Here is a 24407-nt window from a genome sequence, read left to right as displayed (position 1 = left end):
TTGGACAAGTGAATGCTTGTCCTTTTTTGTTGGAGGTGGTGACATGTAGCATGGCCAGAGAACGCAGTCCCGAAAGGGACAAAGCAAAGCAGATGTGGCTGGCGAGTAGTGGAATGATGAAGCTAAAGGACATCGCCGCTGCTCTTTTTATTGGCGAAAACAAGGTCCGAAAGTGGAAGTCACTGGACCGCTGGGAAGACGAACTCAAAGGGAACGTTCCACATAAATCCAAAGGGAGCGTTCCATTAGAAAGTAAAGGGAACGTTCCACATAACCGTGGCGCTCCTAAAGGGAACAAAAACGCTGTTGGCAATCGTGGTGGTGCTCCCCCAGGGAATCAAAACGGCAAAGGTAACAGCGGCGGTATGGGTGGGCCTGTCGGAAATAACAAGGCAGTCACCACCGGTGAACATGAAACGATCTGGATGGACACTCTTACCGAAGCCGAGCAGCAGCTCATCGATCAGGTTGACACCAATCCAATCGCCCAAGCGAATGAATCACTATACCTTCTGACCATTCGTGAACGACGTATGATGCAGCGGATAAAGGTTCTGATTGATGGTCTATCTGAAACAGAGCGAAGTGTGCTCTATGAAATGAAGGCCATTAAGGAAGTTGCAGAGATCCACGATGAGAAGACTGGCATCACGAAGAAGATTCCGCATAGCCGTAATGAAATGGTGGAATCTAAGATCGAGGAGAAGGGTTTCCGTAAGCTGGACGATATTTTGAAGCTGGAAGAGGCGCTTACCCGCATCCAGGACAAGAAGATACGGGCTATTGAGCTGAAGGGCCGCCTGACGGACGAAGAGAAACGTGTCCGAATCGAGATGCTGAAACATGAACTGATGATCAAGCGTGGCGGCGCTGAGCCTGACGAGATCCAGGACGATGGCTTTATCGATGCTTTAAGGGGAAGGGCTTCGGAGGTGTGGGCTAAAGATGGCGAATCTGAAACTTAAGCCTCCCACGTTCAAGTGGAAGCCTTTTTCCGATAAGCAGGTGCAAGTGCTAACGTGGTGGATGACAGAGAGTCCTCATCATGACAAGGATGCCATTATATGTGATGGTTCCGTTCGTGCTGGCAAGACGGTGGCTATGTCGTTCAGCTTTATCGTTTGGGCGACGGAGACATTTCACAGTGAGCAATTCGGATTGGCCGGCAAGACGATAGGTGCACTAAGACGGAATGTCGTGGGATCGCTGAAAAGGATGTTAGCTAGCCGCGGTTACCAGATTCATGACAACAAGACTGAGAACGTCCTAACGATATCCAGAGGGCTGGTCAGTAACCAGTTTTTCCTCTTCGGCGGTAAGGATGAACGCTCCCAAGACTTGATTCAGGGTATTACGCTTGCAGGAATGTTTTTTGATGAGGTTGCGCTGATGCCGAAATCTTTTGTAGATCAGGCGACAGCACGCTGCTCAATTGACGGTGCAAAACTTTGGTTCAATTGCAATCCTGGAGGACCCTATCACTGGTTTAAGGTGGAGTGGTTAAACCAGCTTCAGAAGCAAAATGCGCTGCATATACATTTTACAATGGAGGACAATCTTTCACTCTCCGAGCGGGTGCGCGAACGGTATCGGCGGAGGTACACCGGGATTTTCTATGACCGTTTCATTCGAGGTCTTTGGGTTATGGCTGAAGGGGTTATCTTCTCAAAGTTCGAAGATGCCATCCATAAGAAGGCGCGGGACTGGTTCCCGGCCAAGTTTGACCGTAAGTTCATTTGTATCGACTACGGGGCCAATAACCCGACAGCGTTCCTGAAATACGGAGTCCTCGGGAACATCTATTATGAGCTGGATGAGTATTATCACAACATTCGCCGCAAGGGTGAGAAAACAAATGGCGAATACGCTGATGACCTGGAAGCCTTTCTTGACGGCGATGAGTATGCAATCTTCATTGACCCGTCAGCAAAGGCTTTTATTATTGAGTTGCAGAAGCGGGGTATTGCCAACATCCGGGCTGCTGTGAATACGGTGTTGGATGGAATTCAAACCGTGTCCAACCGGTTCCAGCGCAATGAATTATATATCTGTGCTGATAACACCAATTCCCTAATGGAGTTGGTGTCTTACGTTTGGGACGAAAAAGCGGCACAGCGGGGCGAGGACAAGCCCATTAAGCAAAATGACCATACCTGTGACGCTCGCCGCTATGGTATCCATACGGATTACCTGCTGCAGCGTGTGAAGCAGCGGAAAAAGGACAGAGAGGAGCGATCAGATCATGATGTGGGGTGGGTGTAACACATGAGCGGTGAAGCTCAGTGGTTCCAGATATCCAAAGCAGAGGACCGACATATCCCTTCCAGTGCGCAACTGCCGGATAGCTTTGAAAACCTCTACGATCAGCATGGGCTGCTGCCGTTCCCTCCAGGCAATGACCCTGCATCCTGCAAGCTGCTGGTCAAGAACAGTAACATCATCCCGCAGTGCATTGAAGCGTACAGGCGGAACATTGCGGGTTACGGTATTGCCTTGGAGTATATTCCGGGGGAGAGCGACCAGACGGCACTGGAGGAGTGGAACAGAGCTGACAAGTTTCTGGAGACCTGCAACCTGGAGGATACACCGGATGAGATCATCAGCTCTTTGATTGAGGATATTGAAAGCAGCGGGAATGCGAATGTAGAGGTCGCCTGGCCTGCAGGCAGTGAGTTCCCTACACTGTACCGGATCAATCCTAAGTTCGTGCGTTGTACCCGGGAGACAGATAAGGTGACGATTAAGCGTAAGCGGCTGATCCGGTCATCGAAGAAGGTCGAGGAGTTTTCTCAGGATATTTACTCCCGGAAGTATGCTATGAAGCGCGGGCAGTCAGTGGTATGGTTCCGGCCGTTCGGAACAGAGGGTCAAGGTAATCAGATTATCCCCCTGAAGCTGGGCAATGACGGTCCATATGGTGAACCCCGTTGGTTTGGGAATGCGCCGGGCGTGGTCGGCAGCCGAGAGGCCGAGGAGCTCAACGTTTCCTACTTCAGCAATGGCCGCATGCTGTCCATGCTACTGACCGTTACCAATGGCCGGCTGACGAAGCAATCCATGGAGCTACTTAAAAACGTTAAGGGTTCACAATCTCAGGGTGGCATTCTCTATTTAGAAGCCTTGGGGGAAGAGACCGGCGGGCCACTAGATGAAAAGGTCGAGAAGGTATCCATTAAGCTGGATAAGCTAAACGATCTACTTCAGCAGGATGCGCTCTTTCTAGAATACGGAAAGGACAAAAAAGCCGATATCCTATCTGCGTTCCGTCTGCCACCAATTCTGGTCGGACAGAGCTCCGATTACAACCGCGCCACAGCTCAGGCCGCCCTACGATTTGCAGAGGAGCAGGTCTTTGAACCGTATCGCAAGTGGATCATGGATGAGATATTCAACAAACGTTTATTCCCGGCCATGGGTATCTTCCGCGTGCGGGCGACCTTGCGAGGGCCGCGCATCATCGATCCCGAAGACCGCAAGGCACTTCTAGACTTTATCGCAGACCGAGGCATCATGCTGGTCCGGGATCTGATTCCGATAGCCGAGGAAGTTCTGGACACAACCATTGATGAGTCTAAATACAGCGAGGAGTACCTGGATACCCCGATTGCGCAGCTTATGAACAGCCAGCCGGCGCTGACGATTCCAGATACCGATGGGGATGATATGCAGGATCGTGTGGCTACTATTGCCAAGCGCCTGCTGTGTCAGAGCCATGAGGAGGCCGAGGGACATGTGTAAGGAATGCTGGGAGCGGATCGCTAAAGCGGATGATACTGAGTTTCTGGACAGTCTGGAGCTGACAAATGCGGAACGGGTCGTGCTGGAGGAGCTATATAAGCAGGGAGAGAACCTGATTGTCGAGATTCTTGAACTGCAGGGGAAGGCCCTGCATGATGCCATTGAGGAATTGAGCGAGGATCTGCTGATTGATATCGGGGAGCTGGGCAAGGTACTGGTGTCCGTTCAGAACGGTGATTTGTTTACCATCCAATTCGAGCAGGCAGTATATGATGCCTTTACACCGCTGTATCACCTGGCCGGGGAATCAGAGCTCTCGGTTCTTAGTAATGAGAAAACGTGGTCCACGAAGAATAAGGCTGCTTCACGGTTTGCTAAGAACCTGCAGAAGCTTGTTCCCGATATGAATGGCACTTCTAAGGACACCATGACTCGTGCCTTTCAGAAGGCGATCAAGGAGGGCAAGACACCTTCCGATCGGGCGCTGCTGGTACGTGAGATCAGCGCAGCGGCTGCCAAAGGTGATGCAGGACCTTTTACAATGGAACGGGCCATTACAGTTTCCCGAACCATGAGCACGGCGGCTGCCAACGGCGGGAAACTGGAAGGATGGAAGCAATCGGAGGTCGTCAACGGCAAGAAGTGGCGGTCTTCAAAGGGCGATCGTACACGCAAGAGTCATAAGAAAGCAAACGGCCAGGTCAGAGCACTTGACGAGCCGTTTGAGGTTGGGAAAAGCAAACTGATGTTTCCTGGTGATCCTGCAGGACGTCCCGAGGAGATTATTCGTTGCCGTTGTACGATGCAGGCAATAATGGAATAATTATTCTTCGGGAAAGCATCCGGCCCAATTGGGCTCATCACCATATTCAGGTTTTATCTTACCCGAAGCAATATCATTCATCCGAGTGATGTGTGCCCCTATAGTTGCGTTTAAATCATTAACATTAGATTTTCGTTTATCAAACACACCTATTTTGTCTTCAGCGATGAGTGTTTTTGCGATTTCAATAGCGGCGAAAGATGAGTTGTGTTTTTTAAATAATACTCTGTACTCTGGCAACATTCCGATAACTTTAGCATTTTCAATTGGGGTCCATTTCAAAGACATAAAAAAACTCCTTTGTTTTTGGATTATTGTACCATATACACTTGGAAGGAGGTGAGAACAAAACATGACTTTCAAACTGAAGGACGCAAAGATTACGCACATTTCCCTAGTGGACAAGGGAGCCAACGGCGTACCCTTTGCTATCATCAAGGCTCAGAAAGCCAACAAAGCCGGTGTTATTCAAAAGCAGGTCCAGATCGCCAAGATTGACGATGATAAGCTGATCGTTAAGGGCGTGGTGTACCAGCCGGATGTGGCAGACGCACATGACGATCAAATGGACGAAGTCGAGATCGAGAAGGCAGCCCATCTCTTCATGGAGAAGCAGCACACCTACAACATCGACAAGCAGCACGATCTCGAAGCCGACAAGGGATTTGTCATTGAGTCGTACATCGCTCCTTGCGACATGACGCTTGGTGATCAGCAGATCGTGAAGGGCTCCTGGGTGGCGGCCGTGAAAGTGACGGACGACGACACCTGGGAAGCCATCAAGAAAGGCGAGATCACCGGCTTCAGTATGTGGGGTGTCGGGAAGCGGGAAGAGATCGGGGAGGAAGAGGAGGTATCCAAGGGAATCTTGAGCCGGATAGCCAAAGCGCTGGGCCTGATCGAGAAGGGCGCGGTCGCTGACAAATACCATAAGAACCGGAAGAACCGAGAATTTTGGGCGGCGCAGGATGCCCTCAACTCGGTTCTTTTTAATTGGGACAGCTGGCAGAGCGGCCTGGAAACCGATCCGGAGGCCATCCGGGAGGCGCTACAGGACTTTGTTGATATTGCCGAGGATGTGCTGACCAAGGAAGACATCATCAAAGCCATCGGCAAGCCGCCGGAGCAGATAGCAAAGGCCGGGAAGAAAATATCAGCCGGAAACTTGAAGCATATAGATGAGGCGATTGCAGCTTTAACTGAATTGAAAAATAAAACGGCTCCCGTAGAGGAGGAGCCAAAGGAGGAATACGATTTGAAAGCTGAAGATATCGCCAAGGCTGTAACGGCCGCACTGGCTCCAATCGCTAAGCAGGTAGAAGGCCTTACAGCAGAGATTGCGGAGCTGAAAAAAGAGGAAGGTGTCGAGGGAGAGCAACCTGCAGGCGGTGTCGCTCCGGCTGCGACTGCAGAAGAAACGGCAATCACAGATGCCATTACCAAGGCTCTTGCACCGCTGAGTGAGCAGATGCAGACGCTGGCAGCTGATGTGCAAATGGTAAAAAATAGCCGCGGTGCTTCCGCGCAGGGTGATGAAGAAGAGATCCAAAAGTCAGGTAGCGCCGTAAGTTTCGGACGCTTCTTGTAAATCAAAGGGGGAATGCAAATCATGAGAACAAACGGTAATATCGCCAGTGCCAGCATCCAGAAATCTACCATCGTTACACCGATGGATCAGAATGCTTTAAATTATCAGGAAGTCGAAGCCTTTACCGATATGGCATATGAAGCCAACGGCTTCCTTAAAGGTATTCGTCATGAAAACCGGAAGAGTTCCAAAGGGACCATCGACAAAGTAGGTGTACGGGGCCGGAACATGCGCAGTAAAAAAGAGAATGTTATGGCATCCAACACACCGGGACTGACCTTTCCACAGATTCCATATTCGGTGGAGCCAGTGGTGCTACCTTTTGACATTACCGAAGAATTTATTCGGCAGACTCAACGGGTTCGCGGACAAAATGCTGAAGAAGTCATCATGCGGGCTATGGCAAACAATTACGGCGAGAATATGCAGGATATCGGGTTTAATGGTGACATTGATACCCTGAACACTGACCCTGATTATGAGTTCTTGTCCATGAATGACGGTTGGTTAAAAAAGGCACGAACCACCGGTCATTACTTGGACTGGGCCACTCTAACGGCTGCTGAGAAATTAGGGATTTTGTTTGAGGTAGAACGTGCAATTCCAACTCGTCACCGTGCTAGTGGTGTATTTAAATACTTTATGCATCCTAACACCTTCAGCAAGCGGCTTCAGAAGTTGGCAGAAAAGGACACTAGCGCTTCGATACAACTTCAGATCACTGGTGGTGTCAAGAAAGTTAATGCCTATGATGTCGAGGATGTATGGAGTATGCCGGAAGGAGCCATTCTCTTTACTTATCAGCCGAATTTTGTGATGGTCCATACCTATGATATGCAGATTCGTAAGACAACTGAAGGCAAGGAAGCGATCTGGACTGATAAGCGCTTTTACGCAATCCATTCTGATTATGATTCGATTTTCGAAGAGCCGCAAGCTCTGGCTTATGTGGAAGGGGTGGAGTTTTAATGGCGTACGTCACTTACAGAGGGAAGAACGCCTCCCTGCGGCTGCATAGTATCCGGTTTGAACCTGTCTTACCGATCCTCGTAGAGAGTGAGTCTGTCCTGAAGCATTTTCGTAATCTCTCAGATTTCGAAGTTCAGGAGGAGAAGGTGATTCCCTTAGAGGACCTATCGGTGGTACAGCTGAAGGACAAAGCGAAGGTAGCGGGCATTGAGGGATTCAGTGACTTGAAGAAACCGGAATTATTGGCCGCACTGAAGGCGCTGGAAGGCAAAGGACAGCTGGATGCTAACAACGACACTCCTTAAGAGTCGCAGCCGTGTCAGCGCTGTACAGGAGGCCACTCCCGAGCAATTGGAACAGTATATTGATGATGCTCAGACTCGTATCGAGTTGTATTTGCCCGTTGCTTTCCCAGAAGTAGCAGACAAGCAGCTCATGCTGGCCTGGGTGAAGCTGGCGGAATCTCTGGCCCTGCAAGACAGTGAGGAATACCTGGCTTCCGTTGCCCGCGGTTATTCAGCGGAAAGTGACGGTGCCTGGACATACACACGGCAGGCAGTGGAAGGGAAGACCACCGGAAACGCCGATGTGGATTCTATTCTCTTTCTGTGGGTCAAGAAACAGCAGGCAGGGCCGGATGATGGGAACATTACGGCCTATTTGTTATGAATCACCGAATGAATACCCCGCTGGCGGTTTACCGACTCGGCCGCCAGAAGGATGCAGATAACCTGTTCAGTGATCGGAAGGCGGGAAAGATCGAAGATCTGAAGTGTTTCGTTGTTAAAACGCAGACTGATGCTAAGACAGAATCCACTCCTGTCATATACATTATCAAAAAGACAATTGGGGTTCCTAAGACAGCGGACGTCCGGATCAGCGACGAAGTATTGCTGTTCGGACGTAAATATCTGGTGATTGACTCCAATCCGCGCCGTTACTGGCGTGAGTTATTGGTGACCTGTGAGGTGAAAGGCAGTGAACATGCATGACTTTGACGGCCTGGCTAAGAAGTTCAAGAAGTTGAGTGACGAAGGTGTGAATCAGATCCTCCGGAACATTGCGGAAGCGGTAGGAGAGACGCTGCTGAACTTGATCATTGATGAAGTTGATAAGCAGGACCTCATTGATACCGGTACAATGTGGAACTCTTTTACCCGCGGGGAAGACGGAAATGTATGGGAGTGGGACGTTGATAGGAATTCCATTTCGATCGAAGTGGGTTCAAACCTTCCTTATGCGCGTCATCTTAATGACGGTTACACCATCCACAATGCGCACTTTGTTCCCGGGTATTGGGCAACGAATGGCACATTTGTCTATGACCCTCGCGCGAAGTCCGGATTTATGGCAAAGCCGCGTTCATTCATTGGCCGGCATTACTTTGATATTGCTGTAAAGGAGCTGGAAGGCGGGATGAATGCTTTGATCATGAAACGGCTGGAGAAAGAGCTCGGGAGGATGCTGTCATGATGGATGTTGGGTTAAAAGCCTGGGCAGAACTCGTGCAGCAGGTCTATCCGGAACTGCCGATTCTTCGGGATCGTTCCCTCTGGCTGGCCGGGCAGTTTGATCGTCCCAGCGTGTTCATCGAAACGGACCTGGTGTCCGATAAGGCGCACACTCCGCGTGCAGACCGAATCATTGAGGATGTGGGCCTGGTCTTTCACTACGACAGCGATCGTAGCGGGGCAGAGGACGCCGGAGAGCCGGTCCCCTTGCACTTATCTCCCTTCTTCCTGTACCTTCGCCAGCGGCGGTTCTGCGTGGCTTCACAGCGCTTCGGCATTATGATGGTGATCGAGGCTCCGCGCATGCGGCCACTGACTGACCGGATGGAAGTAACCTTCAGGTATTCATATCTGCTGCATGTTCCGAAGCTGCTTGTAAACATTGACGGCAGTCCAGTCGCCAAGATTAACGATTTCTATACGAATTACGAAGGAGAGGAGCAACAGGCATGAGCAGCAACAAGCGAATACAGCATCCGCAGCCGTCCAGCCTGCCGGTGACAGTAGCGGAGGATGTGAACAAACGGTATAAGCAGGAATGGATTGAGAGCGCAGTGGTTTTGAAGCGGGAACGCTTTGAAATCGCCGGCGCTCTTTTTGATTGTGTGGATGATGCACTGCTGTCGCAGCAGGAAGTCATTCAGAAAGTGGAGGCCTATTTGGGTCGGACAACAAAGGAGGAAATAGTAAATGTCGATACAACGGAGTAGACCCGGCGCCTATGTGGAGCTGCAGGCGGTTGCGAAGTCACGCGTCCTGTCGGTTTCCGGCCGTGTGCTGGTGCCATATCAGGCGGAGTGGGGCTTGCCGAACAAAGCTGTGGATATGACGGATCAGTCGGAACGATTCAAGGAATCCGGATTGCTGGTAGACGAATTGGAGCTGGCAGCGGAGAACGGGGCGACCGTTGTCGGGTACCGCGTTACCAATGGCAATGAGGTGGCAGCTTCCGTTGCAGTGGCCAGCAGCTACACAATTGAGGCCCGTTATCCCGGAACGCGGGGGAACGATTTCGAATATATGATTCGAGCCAGCCTGGTGGACGCCGCAAAGAAAGAGATCTTGATCCGGGACGTGAAAGGAATTTATGATACTGAGACCTTCCTTGTAGCTGATAAAGCGGAAGCTGTCGAAGCTCTTAAAAAGTCCAACATGGTTCGGTTCAAAGATACCGGTGCAACGGCGCTGGCCGATGTCGCATATACCAAACTGATCGGGGGAGTGTCGGGTACTGCAGCCATCACAGCAGCTAATTGGAGCGGCATCTTTAACCGAATTGACGGTTTGGTGTTTGATGTTGTGTATTTGCCTTCGTCTGACGCTGCTGTTCAGGCAGCCGCCAAGCAGTGGCTGCTAGATCGTCGCAGCAAGGCTCGTAAGTTGGCACAGATGGTTGTTGTTGGGGCAGCAGTTTCCGACGATGATATCGAGGCTCACAATACCCGGAGCCGTGCCATGAATGCTCGCTTTATCATTAACTGCTCTTTGGCCGGGGAGCATACCAACGGCAAAAGTTATGACTCCTTGCAGTGGGGTGCTTGGGTGGCTGGGTTGGCAGCAGGTACACCAGCGAATAAATCCTTCACCGGGGTAAAAGTGCCGATGGCAGAGGCGAAGGTAGACTGGAGCCATAGTGAGGTTCTGAAAGGCCTCGCGGAAGGAACTCTTATGGCCACTCGTGATGGGTATGACTACATCATTGAGTCTGGGGTGAATACTCTTACCACACTGGGTGCCGGGGAACGGGAGGACTTTGGAAAGATTCGTGTGTCTATGACGATCGATCAGTTGCTGAATGATATTTATAGCGCCGGCAAGGTGAATAAGGCCAAGCTGGATAATGATAAGGATGGCCGGGGGTTATTTATCGCTGCGGTTGTCAGTTACCTGAAGACTCGCGCTCAGCAAAAAGCGATTAGTTCTGAATTCACTTTTACGGAGCATCCAACGAAGGTTAGCGATGCGGATTATGCCTACTTCTCTTTGTCCGCTAAACCTCTTGATGCGATTGAAATATTTAATATTGACTGGGAGGTGGCGTAGTCCATGGAACGCGAACTGATTGGCCGTAACTTATCCGTTCAGGATGACAACGGTGATACAATACAGACCATCAAAGAGATTGAGGTCATTTTGAAGCCGGAGACGTTGGATATTATCCGCGCGCGAAAGATGTCCAAGACGAAGCAGATCGTTGGGTATGAAATCACTGTGAAACTGGTGATGTCAAAGCTGGAGTCTCAGCTACGTTATCGGCTGCTGCAAGATTTTAAAGCGGGTAAGACCATGTTCCTGGAACGCATTACCGGCTCTCTTCAGGATATGCAGACCGGTAACGTGGAGCGGGTGATGATTAGCGGCGTGCATATTCATGATGATATGGATCTTCTGGTTGCTAAGATCGACGATAATAACGGGATTGATATTACACTGTCAGGTACCGCAAATGATTTTGATTTCATTGAGCAGTTCCCTGGTTATATGGCGTAAGAATCCCCTTCTAAATGCTCCTAGCATTGGACAATCAGCTTGAAGCATATGGGTTATATAAACCCCTCAAAGGTGGCTGATATGACCCATGTTTCAAAATCAAGAGTTTAAAGTTTACATTATAACCACTGGAGATATTATGCGATTCTTTGTTATAGAGATAATAATCGGGACAATGACATACTCTCTGGCTATGAAGCTTTTTCATAATGTTATACTGGCAAGTGCAGGTGGATGGGTTGGCACAGAAACGATAAAACGATTGAATGCCGCTGTGAAAATTTTAGTGAAGTAGAAACACATAGGCTTAAAGACAACAATCGCTGCCTTGGAAAAGGCGGCTTTTTGGTCTTCAAGGAACGAAAATTTAGGAGGAAATAGAAATGAGCGATAAATTAGAGAAATATCTGTCCAAAGGCAAAGAGGGCCGCAAAGATGATACGATTTTAATTACAGCTGACGGCGAAGATTGGTCTGTCCGCCGCCTGACTACCATCGAGGTACGACGTTCGTATGAACTGGCTTACGAGGAAAATGGTGACCCAAAGGAATCCTTCAATGAGATTGACGTCATGATCGTCAAAGCAACGGAGCATGAATTTGATTGGAATAACACCGAGCTACTTAAAGCCTATAAGTGCATCAGCAAATATGAGCTGCCACCGCGCCTCCTGGACAACCCTGCGGACTATGCAGAGCTAAGTAAAGCCGTGAACAAATTCCAGGAGACAAAGGATGCGCTGCTGAAAGAGGCAAAAAACTCATCAAGCAAGACGGAGAAGCAAGCTGGGTAGCATCCTTTTGGATGAACCAGAAGCGACTGCCGGCTGAGATCCTTCCTTATGAAGTGGACAAGCAGCGGCAGTATTATTTCTGTCTTGCTGCGGGCATGATTGCCGAAGAAGAAGCGAAACGTTTGGCAAAGAAGTAAAGCGGGTTGGAGGTGAATAATCATAGCAGCAACATCAAAAGTGACGGTCCCGTTCGAAGCACGGGACCTTATTTCCGGTGCTGTCCGGAATATCCGAACGGCGCTGCGTGGTGCGACCGATGATTTACTGGATTTTCGGCGCGCTTCAGGGCAGCTGGGTGACAACCTGGTGTCAGATCTCCGAAGGTCACGGAGTGCTGCAGACGATTTAGGTAGTCGTATCGGAGATGCTGCAGATGAAACCCGCAGGCTGGGAAGAACCAACGTTGACGATATCTTCCGGAGGGCTCGCGGTGGTGCGGATGATCTGAGGCATTCGATTTCCCGCGCGGACGCTGAGATCAGGGGTATGAGTGATTCTCGTGTGCATCTTCGCGCGCGAGATGAAGTAAGTCCGGTCCTTGATGGTATTTCATCCAAGATATCGACAATTGCGATGACAGCGGGAGCCATGTTACTTGGGGGTGGACTGAAGGACGCCATGTTTAGCGGTGCGATAGATTATAATTCCGTGGCTTCACGGAGTGCGGCTCTATTACCCGCTGATGTGCGCTTGAAAGGTCTTCAAACGGTTAATACGTTGCATGCCCAAGGACTTATTCCTTCTCAAACCGAAGGCGCTAAGCAATTAGCCGACTTAGCTCCTTTGGTAAGGGACAAATCACAGACCAGTGAATTTCTAGGTGCTTCTGCAAAGATGCAATTTATCCGTCCTGATTCAGGATCTGAAGAGATAAATCGGGCACTTGCTCAGTCGGCAGACACATTTAAAGAGTCTTACGGATCCGTAGCGGATAGCATGATGTATGCGTACAAAGAAGTCGGTGATCGACAACAGGATTTATTCGATACCTTCTGGGAATATAGCGGATATTTCAAAAACACCGGCGCCAATTCGGGACAAATGGCTAACTTCTTAACGCAAAGTGTAAAGGAAGGCAGCTTTAACTTTGACAAACCAGCGGATTTTATTAAAGAGACGTTTGGCGTTAAAGCTTTGGACTCCGGGGACATGGAGAAGTATTTCACGCTTCGTGGAGCTGGCAAAGATGAGGCTGCTAGGCAGGCTGCTACATTTACCGGGGATATCAACTCAGGAGAAGAGCAGCGGGCTAAAGGCGCTCTGATGGCTTTGGTCGCTGACTTAGCCAGCCAGACGCAGAGTGAGCTTAAAGCGTCGCTCGTCTCCCTTGGATCTGCAGCAGCTGAAGACAATGGTAGTGCTGTTCTGAAGACCTTTCAGGTACCATTTCAACCTGCGCCTACCGGCATATCCGGTACTACAGATGCAATGGTGAAGGCTCAACAAGCTGCCAATCCGATGCAAGGCATCATCCAAACGCGTGCTCAGATTGACCAACAAATGCAGGAGTTAGGGGCAAATATCTCGACTGCTGTTCTTCCAGCACTTAAGGAATTCAATGTTCTTATTACAGAGAATAAGGACGATATACAGGAACTAGGCTCTAAAGTTGTTGGGTTCGTTAGTGGGATTACGAGTATCTATAGCGATCATTTTTCAACAATAAACACTAGTTTACTTCTTATAGGTGGTAGTATTGCGGCTATAAAAGGAATTAAATTTGGAAAAGGAATTATTAACGACACAATTATAGGTACTAAAAAAGTCCGTGGTTGGTTCAATTCGGGTAACGTTGGACCATCTCCTACACCGGTCCAAGAAGTGGGTACACCAACCCGACGACGATTCACACTTCGGCGAGGGGGTACAGGAAGTTCTAGTAGTGGGTTGGGTGGAATGAGCTCAGTATCGTCCATGACGGTTAATGCTAGTATTGTATATCTTAACGAGGCTAGGGGAGGACTAGGCAGCCAAAGAGGAAGTCAGAGTCGTCGAAGGAGTAGAAGAGGACGAACTGGTAGCACCAGAAGAATCAACCGTAGCACCATAGATAGCCGTACTACAGGAGGCTCCATCAGTGCTCGACGAGGTACACGAAGAACAAACTTACCAGATTCAGATACAATACCTGATGTAGCCCCAAGACGGGGTCGGGTCATTTACCGAAACTCTAGCAGAATACCAACCCCTTCATCCATTCCGGATGTAATTCCTGATATTCCTGCACGTGGTGGAGTGATCAAAGGGTTGCTTAAGGGTGGTCGTAAGGCTGTCAAAGCGCTAGGTATAGCGGGTACAGTCGCTGGGATCGGTATGACGGGGTATGACTTATACCAGGCATCCAAGGAGGATGGACTTAAAGAAGGTATATCTTCAAGCGGCGGTTCTTTGGTAGGTGGTACAGCCGGAGGTATTATTGGCGGTGTCGTAGGGTCACTCGCTGGACCAATTGGAACGGCTGTTGGTGCAGCTGCTGGAGGGTTCATTGGTGAAAAGCTCGGCTCCATGGCGGATAATGCCGGTTGGACTAAGAAAGCAGTAGATGGTATCTACTCCATAGGCCATTGGATTACAGGGAAGAAAAAGGAAGAGCCTGTGCCAGTTGTTAAAGCACCACCTGAAGCCAAGGTTACCTTCGGCAGTATGACCCCTGAGAAAGAAAAGAAGTTGAAGGAAACGTTCGGTGTGTTCAGTTCAGATATTGCTAAGAATGGTTTGATATCTGCCGTAAGTGGTGCCTTTGAAAAAAGTGGGATCAAGCAAACGGTGAGCACCGTTAAAGAAGATATCTCGGTTATGTGGAAAGGCACCGAGTCGACGGCCGCACAGCAAAATATGGAGGCTGTGGGGACTGCTGCAAAGAAGACTTCCATTCAGGCTGAGCTACTCGGGGTAACGACGAAAGCTAGCACTACAGGTATAGTTCAAGGAGCGAGTGCTGCAGGCATAAGCATGCTTGGAGTCGGTACTGCTGTGAAAACGGCAACGGACGAGACTAAGCAGCACCTTCTATCTATTCAGACGATGACGAGCCAAGGTGAAAATTGGGGCAGTAGCCTAATCACTTTGATCACCAAAGGGATTCGTAGTCGTTTTCCGGGTCTTATTTCTGTAGCGACTGAAGCAGGCGGTATGCTAAAGAGCATGATGACCGCTTCATCGTCAGTTTCCTCTGGTACTGGATTGGGTGGTAGCTCGAATAGTTCAAGATCCAGTGGTGGCGCAGCCTACGCCAACGGCGGTGTTATAAATCGTCCTCATCTTGGTTTAGTCGGTGAGGCAGGTCCAGAAGCAATTATTCCGCTTTCCGCAGGGCGAAGAAAGCGCGGTGTTGAGTTGTGGGAGCAGGCGGGAGAACGCCTCGGCGTTCGGGCATATGCAAACGGTGGAATTGTGGGCGCGCAGCCACTCCGAACAAATGTATTTAAGGCCAAATCTTATATTGACGATAACAACGACAACATCGGGTACGGGGCTGGTTATGCCGAAGGGATACACGGTTCATTAGAGCAGGTAAAGCGTCAAGGGATTAAGCGGTACACCAAAGCTATGAGCAAGTCCAATAGCCTCACCGATGCGTATAAGGTCCGGGCAACAGGCCACCAACTTCGAAGACAGGCAGCAAAGGTACGAACATTCGCGAAAGGCAGCCAACTGCTCGGCAAGGTTGTCCGACCGGTTGGCTACGCCATGGATGCATGGGATATCGCCTTTGCTAAGAAAGGCACACGTGGTCGTCAAGCCGCTAAGGTAGTAGGTGGGGTGGCGGGCGGCGTTCTCGGTGGTGCGGCAACAGGAGCATTGTTAGGGACTTTCCTGATGCCCGGTGTCGGAACTGCGATCGGTGGTGCAATTGGTGGTCTTATTGGCACCTTTGGTGGCGAGAAGTTAGGTACAAAGCTTTACGATGGTATTTCAGGTTTCTTTGGTCGAAGAAAAAGACGAAAGAAGAAAAAATATGCTGACGGTGGCCTGATCAGTGGTCCACATATGGGGCTGGTTGGCGAAGCTGGGCCGGAGATGATCATTCCTCTTTCCCGGCAGAGGAGAAACCGAGGGATGGCCTTATGGGAGCAAGCCGGCAGTTTACTCGGCGCACGGCCGTATGCTGATGGCGGCGCTGTAGGCATGAGATCCACAAGCATCCCTGTAGCGAAAACGCTGGCTCAAGCGCCTGCTGCGATTCGTGACATTGTGATTGAGAATATTAATATTGATTTTGGTGAGTTGGCGAAAGGCATTACCAATTTCACAGAATTTGCAAAAATGTTAACAAGCCCGCAGGGCCGATCACTCTTCCGAAAGATCTTTGGTGAAGAGTTATATAAAGCCCTAGAGAGTGGGGGGTAGCATATGTTGACCATGATTCGAGACAAGAATCGCTTTACCTTCCCGATTACGCCTGCGGAGATCCAAATTACATCCAGCAATGAGGTCGAGACCTTCACCGTCATAACCGGGGAAGAAAAGACCGGTAAGAGACTCACTTCGAAACTGAAGCGGGTCTCTTTTTCTGCGATTTTTCCGCGTGGATGGGACGAGCTGTGGGAGACAGGGAAAGAAACGGCCGTCTATCAGTCCCCAGAGCAAGCATGGAAGCTTATGGAGGAATGGAAGGCTAAGCCGGTTGTCGTTAATTTTGAATCTCTGTTCTCGCAGACGATGTGGTTTGAAAGTTTTGAAGCGACGTATAAAGACGGTCAAGCGAATCTGCATATAAACTTTAATTTTATTGAATTCGATCCGGTAAAGATCGTGTCTTATTCAAATACCAAGCAACTACTGAAGCCTGGTGTCATCATCACGAAATCGTCTAAGAGCAGGCCGAATACCAGCGGGAAGAAGGACAAAAAAAATGAGACAGCGAAGAGCGAAAAGCAGAAAAAGGCTGAAGCGAAAGCGGCTGCCGTCAACGCCAAAGGGAACTTTGATTACCTCGTTCAGAAAGAACGTATCTTGACAAAGAATTCCAGCGTAAAGGGCGGGACGTAGCGTGGACAATTTTGCGGTTCTATATGGAAAAGAGAGCAAAAGGATTTTACTGACGGATGCGGTGATTGACGTATCCTGGTCTTCAGCACGGGATGAGATAACTCGCAGCATGACCGTCCGGCTCCGGAACGCGGTAAACATTAAAGTGGCCGGTATGCTGATGTGCTTTTCGCAGCAGTTGGCTGGGGTGGGAGTTCTTCACCATAAGAACCAATTTTTCCACGGGCCGATCATCAAGTATGAGCGAAATGAATTTACGGATGAGTGGGAGCTTGAAGCCCGGGAGATCAGCTGGTACCTAGCCAAGAACAAGGGAGCTCGTCCTTACCTCAAAGGGGAAGCCGGCGTGGAGCTGCAACGGTACATCCAAACAACCGGCATCGATTTCCGCTGTCCTGTTTTCGGCTTTAATCTGGATGAGCGCTACGGCACGATGTTTCATTCGGAGGTCATTTTGGACGTGTTGCAAAAGGCATATGAGCGTAGTGGCTACCGATATCATGTCGGTGTTATTCGGACTAATACCGGATTTTATCTGCAGGTCGTTCGGGAAGGGAGTAATACCCGTGTTCCCGTATTTATTCCTGAGCAGATGGAGGCTAGCACAGCCGGCTATAGCATCGAGGATACCTATTCGGTAGTGACGGCACAAAAATATAAAGATGACAAACTAGCTTCCTCCGTCACCAAAACAGCGGAAGGAGTTCTGCAGGCGATGGGCCGGATGGAAGAAATCATCGAGGTGGAAGAAGATGAGGACCCGGCCACGATCGCTACGCAGCGCCTGAAGACTTTGTCGCAGGCTAAGCAGATCAAGAAGATTACGGTCAAGCACGAAGATCATTCTTTGGCTGGGCTTCGCGCCGGCTGGATGGTTCTGATCAAAACGGATCATACGTCCAAGTGGATTGTGGAGAGTGCGGATTCAAGTTTCAAAAACGGAATATACACCGTGAAGCTGGAACTGGAAAGGAGGGGGTAGCCATGTTGAATGACGCGCTTAAGCTGCTGCGGGAAAAGACAGCTGGTCACATCGATGCCCGGGATACTGAGAGGGCCACTCTGCTGAGCTGGCCGGAGAGCCCGACGATTCAAGTTGACGGCGATCAGGAGCCTTACCCCGCCGACAAGCTCGTCTTCGCAGAGTATTTGCAGGAACGTCGCATTGATACAGTGTTTGAGGTTAAGCAACCGGCTATCTCTACGCTTACAGGTGTCTTAGTCCTCCCCAGCCCCTTGCAGGTGGGCGACCGACTCATTGTGTCCCGGTTGACCGGACAGCGATACTACATTCATGGAAAGGATGTGGGCGGCAGTGGCGGATGATGGTTTGTTTCCTGTTCTGGATTTTACAGACCTTGATGGCATTGAGCTGGCGGAGTCCGTCGTCTCTGAGACCAAATGGACATACGTCATCGATTATCGAAATCGATGTGCCGTGCTTGATGATGCGGGTTATCCCAAAAAGACCTGTACCTATGAAGAGTACCTGCTGCAGACGGCGCTCAAGATTTTGAATACCGAGCGTTTTCGCTATGCGGTGTATGGCGAAGAGGTCGGCGTCGAACGTTCCGAGTGGTCCGATTGGGAGGACGTAGAAATTAAGCGTGACATCGAAGAGGCGTTAAAGGCCCATGCGGAGATCCAGCGGGCCGAAGTGAGGTCAATGCAGCGCTCAGGACAGAAGGTGGTACTGCTTAACATATCTTTATCAGGCTTAGCCGGCAATGCTGAACTGGAGGAGGCGATTAGCACATGACTATTAAACTATCAGATTTGCCAGCCCTGCCGAACATGCCGATCCTCCAGGAGACACCAGAGGATATTTATCGACGCTGGGTCAATCGAGCTATTGCCCTGGCAGTTGAGCGTGGCCTTCCCCCGCCGCCTATGGATGAAGGCGAGTATTTTTATGACCTGTGGTACCCGTTGGCCATTGAGATTGCAGAGCAGCAGGCCTTGTGGACATATGGGTTTCTTCAGGGCTTTCCGATCTGGGCGGATGCGGAGTATCTGGATGGCCATGGTTGGGCAGCGGGGGTAACAAGAAGAGAAGGGGAAGACGACGACACGTTGCGCCTCCGGATGTTGGAACGCGCTGTGACGGAAGTGGGCAGCGGACGCCGTAAAGATTATGAAACATGGGCTAAGGATATGGAGGGAGTAGGCTCCGCTATAGCCCGGGAGAAAGAGAGGAATGAGAACTCCATTGATCTGTACCTCACGGATCTGGCTGGCCAGCCGATTACTGAAGAATTCGCTGAGACGGTAAAGTCTTGGATGTGGGAGGAGTGGCGAATCGCTGGTCATGATTTGGAGGTGCATCCTGCACCGGTCTTTGTTGTCGTGGTGGAGACCCAGCTTATTACTGTCGATGGTTCGGATCTTGTTGAAATGACCGCTATTATACAGGAGCGGATCATGGAATATGTAAGTGAGCGAACCAAACTGGCTTATAACTATGTCGGCTCGTTGCTGCTTGTAGCTGGAGTGGAGGATTATGAAAACTATACTCTCAACGGAATGGAGGAAGATGTCGAGATGACGCCTTCCTCCATTCCTCGTGTAGAGGTGGTTTTATTGTGATCCCTGAACGGTACAGCGGCATGTTGCCGGCATATTGGTATGAGATAGACATGGCCGACCGTCACTTTTCTGTCATGGAAGACGAAATGGAACTTCGGGAGCAGAAGATTGATGAGTTAAGTGATCAGTTTATCCTTCCCAGGGCGACATGGTCCTTATTTATATGGGAGTGGATCTATTTCAGACGCAAAATGAATGGGTCTGATAGCTCCCGAAGGGAAGCCATTCGGCAAAAACGTTGGGGGAACAGTCCATTCCGGATTCCAGTTTTACGTGATCTGGGAAATCAACACGGTAAGCTTCTGGAGATCAAAGAGGATTTCATTAACAAGGTCATTGAATTACAGTTTTCAACAGAAGAACCTATTGATCAGGAATCGCTAAAGCGAAATTTTGAATATATTCGGCCTGTCCACATTCGTTCTATGACGGTGAGCCTCAAGGCACCGGATTGGAGCAGCCGTATAGATATATCCGAGCATTATTCGGTTCTCAACTACCCTTTCCAGGCTTTTGCGAGTAACGCGCTTTACGCGGGCGTCCTATATGAGGGGACTAAGGTAGCAACACTGCCTACGCCGCCGTTGTACTCCGGTGAGGAACGGATCGCGCAGACCTACGAACTGGTCCTGCAGGCCGCTTTCCCGATCACAAGCCTGTTGTATGCAGGTAGCAGCGGGGCTATCATCCCGCCAACGATACGACCAAATGACCAGGTGGTGACCTATAGCAGCGAGGAGACGGTAAGTGGATCTTATGAAACGCAGCTGCAGGTAGCCTACAAGCTAACTGGCACAATAAACTCGGGAACGGAGGAGATCATTTAATGTCTTTAACCACGACGGCTCATGGCAAAATGAAAATCTGGCTTCAAAATATGATATCCCATGGCACATACACCATTGGAAACACGGTTACGATCATGCCGATTCAGACATTGACTTTATCTGGTGATGTTATCACGCTGCAATTTTACATGGCCGATTCGGTGAGCGGAACAATCACCAAATTCCAAGTAATTGACAAGGATGGTGCAGTATTCGACGACCAACCAGACAGCATCACCAAGCCAGCGATTAACGGTCTGCTGGTGACCTTTAAGTACACTATCACAAGAGTATAGGAGGCCTGATCGTATATGACAATTTACAGTAAAACGGCGTGGAAAGATCATATCGTAGACAGTGAAGGGGCGGTAGTCCAGCAGGGTACACCCTTAAGCGCTGGAAATCTGTTAAAGATTGAAGAAGGCCTGGCGAATGCTACGGCCCTTACGGCTGGGGAACTAGGGGCTGTTACGGCGCATAGCGGCGTACTGGAGTATGTCCAAAACGCCACGGGTTCGGTAGCGGCCGCAGTAGCGGGGCAGGTTTATGTGAATTACGGTATTGACTGGGCTAATGCATTCGGCATAAAGGCTTTCCTGTCTTTAATTGCTGGCACGGCAGTAAATGCACCAGCTACAAGTATTAATAAGGTAACTATGCCGGCCCCACCTACAGAAGGCACACGCGACGACCTGGTATTTCTGGAAGCCTGGCGGGACCAAACAACGCAGGAATGGAAAAGCCGGATTCGAACCGTGGCGAGCGTGGACTTTACTGTATATACGATTGATGGCTTCGTTTCAGGGGCGGGGGCTGCTAATCTCGATTTTAAAGGACAAGGAGGTTTAGCTGATATTACAACTGACGCCCTAGCCGTATTTTATGGCTACGGTAATAGACGAGCCACTGGCAGCGCTGGCCGGAAGGTATCTCTGGATGATGTAGGCCTGTACGTAGCTGGGGACGGAACCGTAGCCAGTAAAGACGCCTTGAAAACCTACGATGGCTACGCGTACGCTATCCCACTTTTCAAAGTAAACCGCCGGAATTCGGGGGCCTACAGCGTAAACAATCCAAACGGGGCGCGGGAATATTTTAATATTACCCACGATAGGAGCGCGTCGGTTCCTGGTGGGACTGCAACGTTAACTAACGTTACAAACTACGACAAAATTAATGTGGGGGACACCCTCAATAGTTCCGCAAATGTTGCAATTTATAAAGTAACCGCTAAAAACGGAGACAACACGATTACAACCCAAAATATCTATACCAGTAATTTAAGTAGTGGAACAGCTATAACCGGGTATTATGTACTATCTGACCGCCCCGACAGCCTATACGCGAACATCATAGACGATCGCGATATAACCGATTTGCGGCATAAAACGTACCTGGTATCCCCAAGTTATGACCAGCTGCTGATCGACGGTACAGACCAAATCCTGCGGGGTGCTTCCCAGGTCGGGCGAAAAAAGACCATGCGGAAAACATACGCAGGCGTTCGGAAGACACCGCTTGACGCGAACCATATATTTTACGCTTCCCTGGATAGCGGCAGCACGGCAGAGATTGGGGGGCCTATAACACTGGGAACCGGTTCGTTTGTTCCTGGACCGACTGGCGGCGCTTATCGTTTTAATTTGGGGACTATGACGCCGCGAACATTTGGGGTAGCTGCTTCGACTAATGAAGGAACCGTGGAATTTTTCCTAACTGTTCAAGGGGCGGCTTCCGGTAATAGCGAGGGCCTTATCAACCTGGATTCTGCTGGGGGCCAGCGAGCGCTGGGTATGTATCTGAATTCGGTAGGTGTTGCAAACGTCCATATTTACGGTAGTGACACGGTAGATACCACGCTAGTATATACCACTTCAGGAAACCCCATTCCGAATGGGACAAACCATATTAGAATTACTTGGAAGTTAGGAGACTCGCTAAAACTTTACGTAAATGGGAAGCTGGCCGGAACTTCATTAGAGTACACTACGCCGGGCCAGGCACCAGTTAGTGTAATATTGGGCGACCTAAGAACAGGAGCGCCAAGCGGCGGGACGGGGTCATTCCGGGCCACGTCCCGGTATTCTATGAGTGACGTTTCGATCAGCAATATAGACCGGGGTGCGACCTTCGCCACGCTGCCCGCTGATTTTATTGCAGGCTATGCGGATATCGGGCCAGCCCTAAACTACCAGCGCCGGATCAACAGCGATGCGCAGACGTCCCAGAAGTCCTTCGCGTCGGCCAAGGTGCAGAACCAAACCCAGGAACGCGGGGTTACGGTTACGAAGGGGACCGGCGTAAATACCGCAGCCTGGGAAGCAGGCGACAAAATCAAAGTGAAGGGTCTAGCGGGGGAGATTATCGGGGGAGTTATTGACACGGATACAGCGCTGGCTTATATCGCGGAAGTAAACACAGCATCCCGAACAGTGGTTAAGGTAAGCGATACGAGTAAACTAGCCGTAAACGATACTATCCGGTTAGTGGCCAGCGACGGCGGGGTTAGTGGTGTGTTTACCGTAACAGCTGTAGACACCACCGCCGGAACAATAATCCTTAACACAGCTACGACCTGGTCATATGGTAGCTGGTTAGTCGAAACCACCGCCAGCACTTCCAGCCCTGTAGTGCGGGCCATTATTGCGGGTACTTCGACAACCGTACCGGGAACCTGGGCGAACCTGGGAACGAACGAAGCCGAAGTAACCCTGGGAACGTTGCCTGTCGGCCTGGACGTCGAAGAAATCATTATCGAATATAGCCTTAACATGCCAGCGGGGCAGGGATCACTGTACCAGGTGTACACGAAGGCCCTGGGGGGCGAAGCGAACGGGAAGAAGCTAATACCGGGAACCTTGGCCATTACTGACGATTTTGTGGGCAAAGTTGCGGGAAGCACGACAATAAACCCGAACAAGGCTTACAGCGCTGTAGGTAGCGCCCTGGCTACGCCAACGGCCCCAGGTACAGAATTAGCCCAGGCAGACTACGACGCAATTAAAACGCTGGATTCATCCTTGAAGGTAGTTACTACAGCGGTTAACGGCCAGCAGGCCCAGCTGGTAGTTATGCTAGACGTAATTACAGCGGTAGAGTCTGTTTTCGGTAAAATTCCAGGAGCCTACACGATAGCGGAGAAAATAACCTGGATAAAAGCTAACATAGGCGCTTCTGCCTTTAACGCCTGGGTCTACGGGAGCGGCCCGTTAGGTAACAAAGCTACCACCACCGACTGGACCGTATCGCTGTCTCAATGGGGCTCCCAAATACTGCCCCAGTATGGCGTTTCTACGACGGCGGCAGTCCCTACGAAGATTACAAAAAACATGACCAATTTGACTACCAGTATCGACGGCAACGGCTTTATGTCTTTTATAGTCTTCGCGGAGCCGTCCGATGGTGTGACGGCTTCGACGCTATACGTAGACCGGGTTAGTATCGACATGAATATAGTCACTAAAGCCGGTTACGACACCCTGGTTCCTGAAAGCCCACGCCGAGACAACGGCCTGTCTGGTGTCCTGTACGTCCGCAGATCGACCCGAGAAGTCGAAAGCCTGTTCCCAGGTAACGACGAAGATAACGGCATTATCGTTATCGGGGAATATGTACCGACGCAGGATTACGCTTCGTCGCTGGTGGGATTCAAGGAAATACTGCAAGGTATGCGGGGGCTAGTTACCACCGCGGGTACGAATAGGGCGTACGGTAGCGTAAACCAATACTCTAACATAATCACCAGAATACTAGGACCGGAAAGCGACCTGAATTACAAAGTAGACCCCCAGGCGTTAGTGGGTACTATACCTTACGAAGACAGCAATAACAGCGTACTACGTTACTGGTCTATCGAATGCCCTCACTCTGCCGGGGTTTCTGTAGGGGTATACACCGACGGCATACCAGCCTGGGCTGCGAAGGTGGCCGAATTCTTATGTATGGTCCCACGATTAATCGAGTATAACGGGGAAATCATGCTGCGAGTAGATATTAAGAAGCGCAGCGAACTAACTTTTGTAGGCCTGGGGGGAGCATCCACAGCCAGATACTACCGCTTACCTGGACGCCCGCTAATCAGAAACTAAG

Annotated in this window: 27 protein-coding genes; 26 read left to right on the top strand and 1 reads right to left on the bottom strand. The window is 50.2% G+C overall.

What is annotated here, in order from left to right; all coding sequences use genetic code 11:
- Positions 1-50: 50 nt before the first annotated feature.
- From PWYN_RS22760 to PWYN_RS22745, 4 genes are read left to right on the top strand one after another with little or no spacing between them, the layout of a single operon-like run.
- Entirely contained in the window at positions 51-965 is a 915-nt protein-coding gene (locus PWYN_RS22760) for a phage terminase small subunit-related protein (protein WP_084146884.1), read from the top strand.
- Positions 946-2262 carry a PBSX family phage terminase large subunit gene (locus PWYN_RS22755; RefSeq protein WP_052088307.1) on the top strand — a complete coding sequence of 439 codons (1317 nt, stop codon included), beginning with the start codon at positions 946-948 and terminating at the stop codon, positions 2260-2262. The genes PWYN_RS22760 and PWYN_RS22755 overlap by 20 nt, the downstream gene beginning before the upstream one ends.
- A 3-nt stretch (positions 2263-2265) precedes the next feature.
- Entirely contained in the window at positions 2266-3738 is a 1473-nt protein-coding gene (locus PWYN_RS22750) for a phage portal protein (protein WP_036656600.1), read from the top strand.
- Positions 3731-4561, top strand: a complete 831-nt coding sequence (locus PWYN_RS22745; protein ID WP_036656596.1) for a phage minor head protein — start codon at positions 3731-3733, stop codon at positions 4559-4561. The genes PWYN_RS22750 and PWYN_RS22745 overlap by 8 nt, the downstream gene beginning before the upstream one ends.
- Here the strand turns inward: PWYN_RS22745 and PWYN_RS22740 are convergent, their stop codons facing one another.
- Positions 4562-4849, bottom strand: a complete 288-nt coding sequence (locus PWYN_RS22740) for a hypothetical protein (RefSeq protein ID WP_036656593.1) — start codon at positions 4847-4849, stop codon at positions 4562-4564.
- A 64-nt stretch (positions 4850-4913) separates the two neighbouring features.
- Here PWYN_RS22740 and PWYN_RS22735 point away from each other — a divergent pair, with 64 nt between their 5' ends.
- The 22 genes from PWYN_RS22735 to PWYN_RS28320 all read left to right on the top strand — a co-directional run bounded on the left by PWYN_RS22735 (position 4914) and on the right by PWYN_RS28320 (position 24406).
- On the top strand, positions 4914-6149 hold the full coding sequence (locus PWYN_RS22735; protein ID WP_036656590.1) for an XkdF-like putative serine protease domain-containing protein: 1236 nt from the start codon (positions 4914-4916) through the stop codon (positions 6147-6149).
- A 21-nt stretch (positions 6150-6170) separates the two neighbouring features.
- Complete coding sequence (locus PWYN_RS22730; RefSeq protein WP_036656588.1) at positions 6171-7118, top strand: xkdg; 948 nt, start codon at positions 6171-6173, stop codon at positions 7116-7118.
- Complete coding sequence (locus PWYN_RS22725; RefSeq protein ID WP_036659097.1) at positions 7118-7423, top strand: Rho termination factor N-terminal domain-containing protein; 306 nt, start codon at positions 7118-7120, stop codon at positions 7421-7423. Before PWYN_RS22730 ends, PWYN_RS22725 begins: the two co-directional genes overlap by 1 nt.
- Positions 7401-7787 carry a DUF3199 family protein gene (locus PWYN_RS22720; protein WP_036656586.1) on the top strand — a complete coding sequence of 129 codons (387 nt, stop codon included), beginning with the start codon at positions 7401-7403 and terminating at the stop codon, positions 7785-7787. The genes PWYN_RS22725 and PWYN_RS22720 overlap by 23 nt, the downstream gene beginning before the upstream one ends.
- An 8-nt stretch (positions 7788-7795) precedes the next feature.
- Positions 7796-8110 (top strand): hypothetical protein, encoded by a 315-nt coding sequence (locus PWYN_RS22715; protein ID WP_240479813.1) that lies wholly within the window; start codon positions 7796-7798, stop codon positions 8108-8110.
- Entirely contained in the window at positions 8103-8591 is a 489-nt protein-coding gene (locus PWYN_RS22710; protein WP_240479859.1) for an HK97 gp10 family phage protein, read from the top strand. The genes PWYN_RS22715 and PWYN_RS22710 overlap by 8 nt, the downstream gene beginning before the upstream one ends.
- Positions 8588-9082, top strand: a complete 495-nt coding sequence (locus PWYN_RS22705; protein ID WP_036656578.1) for a hypothetical protein — start codon at positions 8588-8590, stop codon at positions 9080-9082. Before PWYN_RS22710 ends, PWYN_RS22705 begins: the two co-directional genes overlap by 4 nt.
- Positions 9079-9339: a hypothetical protein gene (locus PWYN_RS22700; protein WP_036656576.1), complete on the top strand. Its 261-nt coding sequence runs from the start codon at positions 9079-9081 to the stop codon at positions 9337-9339. Before PWYN_RS22705 ends, PWYN_RS22700 begins: the two co-directional genes overlap by 4 nt.
- Positions 9320-10672, top strand: a complete 1353-nt coding sequence (locus tag PWYN_RS22695; RefSeq protein ID WP_036656572.1) for a phage tail sheath subtilisin-like domain-containing protein — start codon at positions 9320-9322, stop codon at positions 10670-10672. Before PWYN_RS22700 ends, PWYN_RS22695 begins: the two co-directional genes overlap by 20 nt.
- A gap of 3 nt (positions 10673-10675) precedes the next feature.
- Positions 10676-11119, top strand: a complete 444-nt coding sequence (locus tag PWYN_RS22690; RefSeq protein WP_036656570.1) for a phage tail tube protein — start codon at positions 10676-10678, stop codon at positions 11117-11119.
- Positions 11120-11207: 88 nt separating this feature from the next.
- On the top strand, positions 11208-11414 hold the full coding sequence (locus tag PWYN_RS22685) for a hypothetical protein (RefSeq protein ID WP_036656567.1): 207 nt from the start codon (positions 11208-11210) through the stop codon (positions 11412-11414).
- 88 nt (positions 11415-11502) lie between these two features.
- Positions 11503-11913: a hypothetical protein gene (locus PWYN_RS22680; RefSeq protein WP_036656564.1), complete on the top strand. Its 411-nt coding sequence runs from the start codon at positions 11503-11505 to the stop codon at positions 11911-11913.
- A gap of 11 nt (positions 11914-11924) precedes the next feature.
- On the top strand, positions 11925-12050 hold the full coding sequence (locus PWYN_RS30350; protein WP_276203435.1) for a hypothetical protein: 126 nt from the start codon (positions 11925-11927) through the stop codon (positions 12048-12050).
- A 40-nt stretch (positions 12051-12090) separates the two neighbouring features.
- Positions 12091-16263, top strand: coding sequence for a lysozyme family protein (locus PWYN_RS29800; protein ID WP_052088304.1), 4173 nt, complete (start codon positions 12091-12093; stop codon positions 16261-16263).
- A 3-nt stretch (positions 16264-16266) separates the two neighbouring features.
- Positions 16267-16905, top strand: a complete 639-nt coding sequence (locus PWYN_RS22670; RefSeq protein WP_036656561.1) for a hypothetical protein — start codon at positions 16267-16269, stop codon at positions 16903-16905.
- A 1-nt stretch (position 16906) separates the two neighbouring features.
- Positions 16907-17887, top strand: coding sequence for an XkdQ/YqbQ family protein (locus tag PWYN_RS22665; protein WP_036656559.1), 981 nt, complete (start codon positions 16907-16909; stop codon positions 17885-17887).
- 2 nt (positions 17888-17889) lie between these two features.
- A complete protein-coding gene (locus PWYN_RS22660; RefSeq protein ID WP_036656556.1) occupies positions 17890-18231 on the top strand; it encodes a hypothetical protein in 342 nt (113 codons plus the stop codon).
- A complete protein-coding gene (locus tag PWYN_RS22655; protein WP_240479812.1) occupies positions 18221-18664 on the top strand; it encodes a DUF2634 domain-containing protein in 444 nt (147 codons plus the stop codon). Before PWYN_RS22660 ends, PWYN_RS22655 begins: the two co-directional genes overlap by 11 nt.
- On the top strand, positions 18661-19491 hold the full coding sequence (locus tag PWYN_RS22650) for a baseplate J/gp47 family protein (protein WP_036656554.1): 831 nt from the start codon (positions 18661-18663) through the stop codon (positions 19489-19491). Before PWYN_RS22655 ends, PWYN_RS22650 begins: the two co-directional genes overlap by 4 nt.
- Positions 19488-20318 (top strand): hypothetical protein, encoded by an 831-nt coding sequence (locus tag PWYN_RS28325; RefSeq protein WP_052088302.1) that lies wholly within the window; start codon positions 19488-19490, stop codon positions 20316-20318. The genes PWYN_RS22650 and PWYN_RS28325 overlap by 4 nt, the downstream gene beginning before the upstream one ends.
- On the top strand, positions 20318-20614 hold the full coding sequence (locus PWYN_RS22640) for a hypothetical protein (protein ID WP_036656552.1): 297 nt from the start codon (positions 20318-20320) through the stop codon (positions 20612-20614). Before PWYN_RS28325 ends, PWYN_RS22640 begins: the two co-directional genes overlap by 1 nt.
- Before the next feature lie 15 nt (positions 20615-20629).
- Positions 20630-24406: a LamG domain-containing protein gene (locus PWYN_RS28320; RefSeq protein ID WP_052088301.1), complete on the top strand. Its 3777-nt coding sequence runs from the start codon at positions 20630-20632 to the stop codon at positions 24404-24406.
- The last annotated feature ends 1 nt before the right edge of the window (position 24407 follow it).

The organism is Paenibacillus wynnii, from assembly GCF_000757885.1.
GTDB classification, from domain to species: domain Bacteria; phylum Bacillota; class Bacilli; order Paenibacillales; family Paenibacillaceae; genus Paenibacillus_AQ; species Paenibacillus_AQ wynnii.
The sequence above is the reverse complement of the archived record's forward strand: the minus strand, read 5'-3'. Positions and strand labels throughout refer to the sequence as shown.

Excerpts from the sequence above, each read along its gene's own strand:
- PWYN_RS22760 (WP_084146884.1), top strand. The coding sequence starts at position 51 with ATGGCCAGAGAACGCAGTCCCGAAAGGGACAAAGCAAAGCAGATGTGG.
- PWYN_RS22755 (WP_052088307.1), top strand. The coding sequence starts at position 946 with ATGGCGAATCTGAAACTTAAGCCTCCCACGTTCAAGTGGAAGCCTTTT.
- PWYN_RS22750 (WP_036656600.1), top strand. The coding sequence starts at position 2,266 with ATGAGCGGTGAAGCTCAGTGGTTCCAGATATCCAAAGCAGAGGACCGA.
- PWYN_RS22745 (WP_036656596.1), top strand. The coding sequence starts at position 3,731 with ATGTGTAAGGAATGCTGGGAGCGGATCGCTAAAGCGGATGATACTGAG.
- PWYN_RS22740 (WP_036656593.1), bottom strand. The coding sequence starts at position 4,849 with ATGTCTTTGAAATGGACCCCAATTGAAAATGCTAAAGTTATCGGAATG.
- PWYN_RS22735 (WP_036656590.1), top strand. The coding sequence starts at position 4,914 with ATGACTTTCAAACTGAAGGACGCAAAGATTACGCACATTTCCCTAGTG.
- PWYN_RS22730 (WP_036656588.1), top strand. The coding sequence starts at position 6,171 with ATGAGAACAAACGGTAATATCGCCAGTGCCAGCATCCAGAAATCTACC.
- PWYN_RS22725 (WP_036659097.1), top strand. The coding sequence starts at position 7,118 with ATGGCGTACGTCACTTACAGAGGGAAGAACGCCTCCCTGCGGCTGCAT.
- PWYN_RS22720 (WP_036656586.1), top strand. The coding sequence starts at position 7,401 with ATGCTAACAACGACACTCCTTAAGAGTCGCAGCCGTGTCAGCGCTGTA.
- PWYN_RS22715 (WP_240479813.1), top strand. The coding sequence starts at position 7,796 with ATGAATACCCCGCTGGCGGTTTACCGACTCGGCCGCCAGAAGGATGCA.
- PWYN_RS22710 (WP_240479859.1), top strand. The coding sequence starts at position 8,103 with ATGCATGACTTTGACGGCCTGGCTAAGAAGTTCAAGAAGTTGAGTGAC.
- PWYN_RS22705 (WP_036656578.1), top strand. The coding sequence starts at position 8,588 with ATGATGGATGTTGGGTTAAAAGCCTGGGCAGAACTCGTGCAGCAGGTC.
- PWYN_RS22700 (WP_036656576.1), top strand. The coding sequence starts at position 9,079 with ATGAGCAGCAACAAGCGAATACAGCATCCGCAGCCGTCCAGCCTGCCG.
- PWYN_RS22695 (WP_036656572.1), top strand. The coding sequence starts at position 9,320 with ATGTCGATACAACGGAGTAGACCCGGCGCCTATGTGGAGCTGCAGGCG.
- PWYN_RS22690 (WP_036656570.1), top strand. The coding sequence starts at position 10,676 with ATGGAACGCGAACTGATTGGCCGTAACTTATCCGTTCAGGATGACAAC.
- PWYN_RS22685 (WP_036656567.1), top strand. The coding sequence starts at position 11,208 with ATGTTTCAAAATCAAGAGTTTAAAGTTTACATTATAACCACTGGAGAT.
- PWYN_RS22680 (WP_036656564.1), top strand. The coding sequence starts at position 11,503 with ATGAGCGATAAATTAGAGAAATATCTGTCCAAAGGCAAAGAGGGCCGC.
- PWYN_RS30350 (WP_276203435.1), top strand. The coding sequence starts at position 11,925 with ATGAACCAGAAGCGACTGCCGGCTGAGATCCTTCCTTATGAAGTGGAC.
- PWYN_RS22670 (WP_036656561.1), top strand. The coding sequence starts at position 16,267 with ATGTTGACCATGATTCGAGACAAGAATCGCTTTACCTTCCCGATTACG.
- PWYN_RS22660 (WP_036656556.1), top strand. The coding sequence starts at position 17,890 with ATGTTGAATGACGCGCTTAAGCTGCTGCGGGAAAAGACAGCTGGTCAC.
- PWYN_RS22650 (WP_036656554.1), top strand. The coding sequence starts at position 18,661 with ATGACTATTAAACTATCAGATTTGCCAGCCCTGCCGAACATGCCGATC.
- PWYN_RS22640 (WP_036656552.1), top strand. The coding sequence starts at position 20,318 with ATGTCTTTAACCACGACGGCTCATGGCAAAATGAAAATCTGGCTTCAA.
- PWYN_RS28320 (WP_052088301.1), top strand. The coding sequence starts at position 20,630 with ATGACAATTTACAGTAAAACGGCGTGGAAAGATCATATCGTAGACAGT.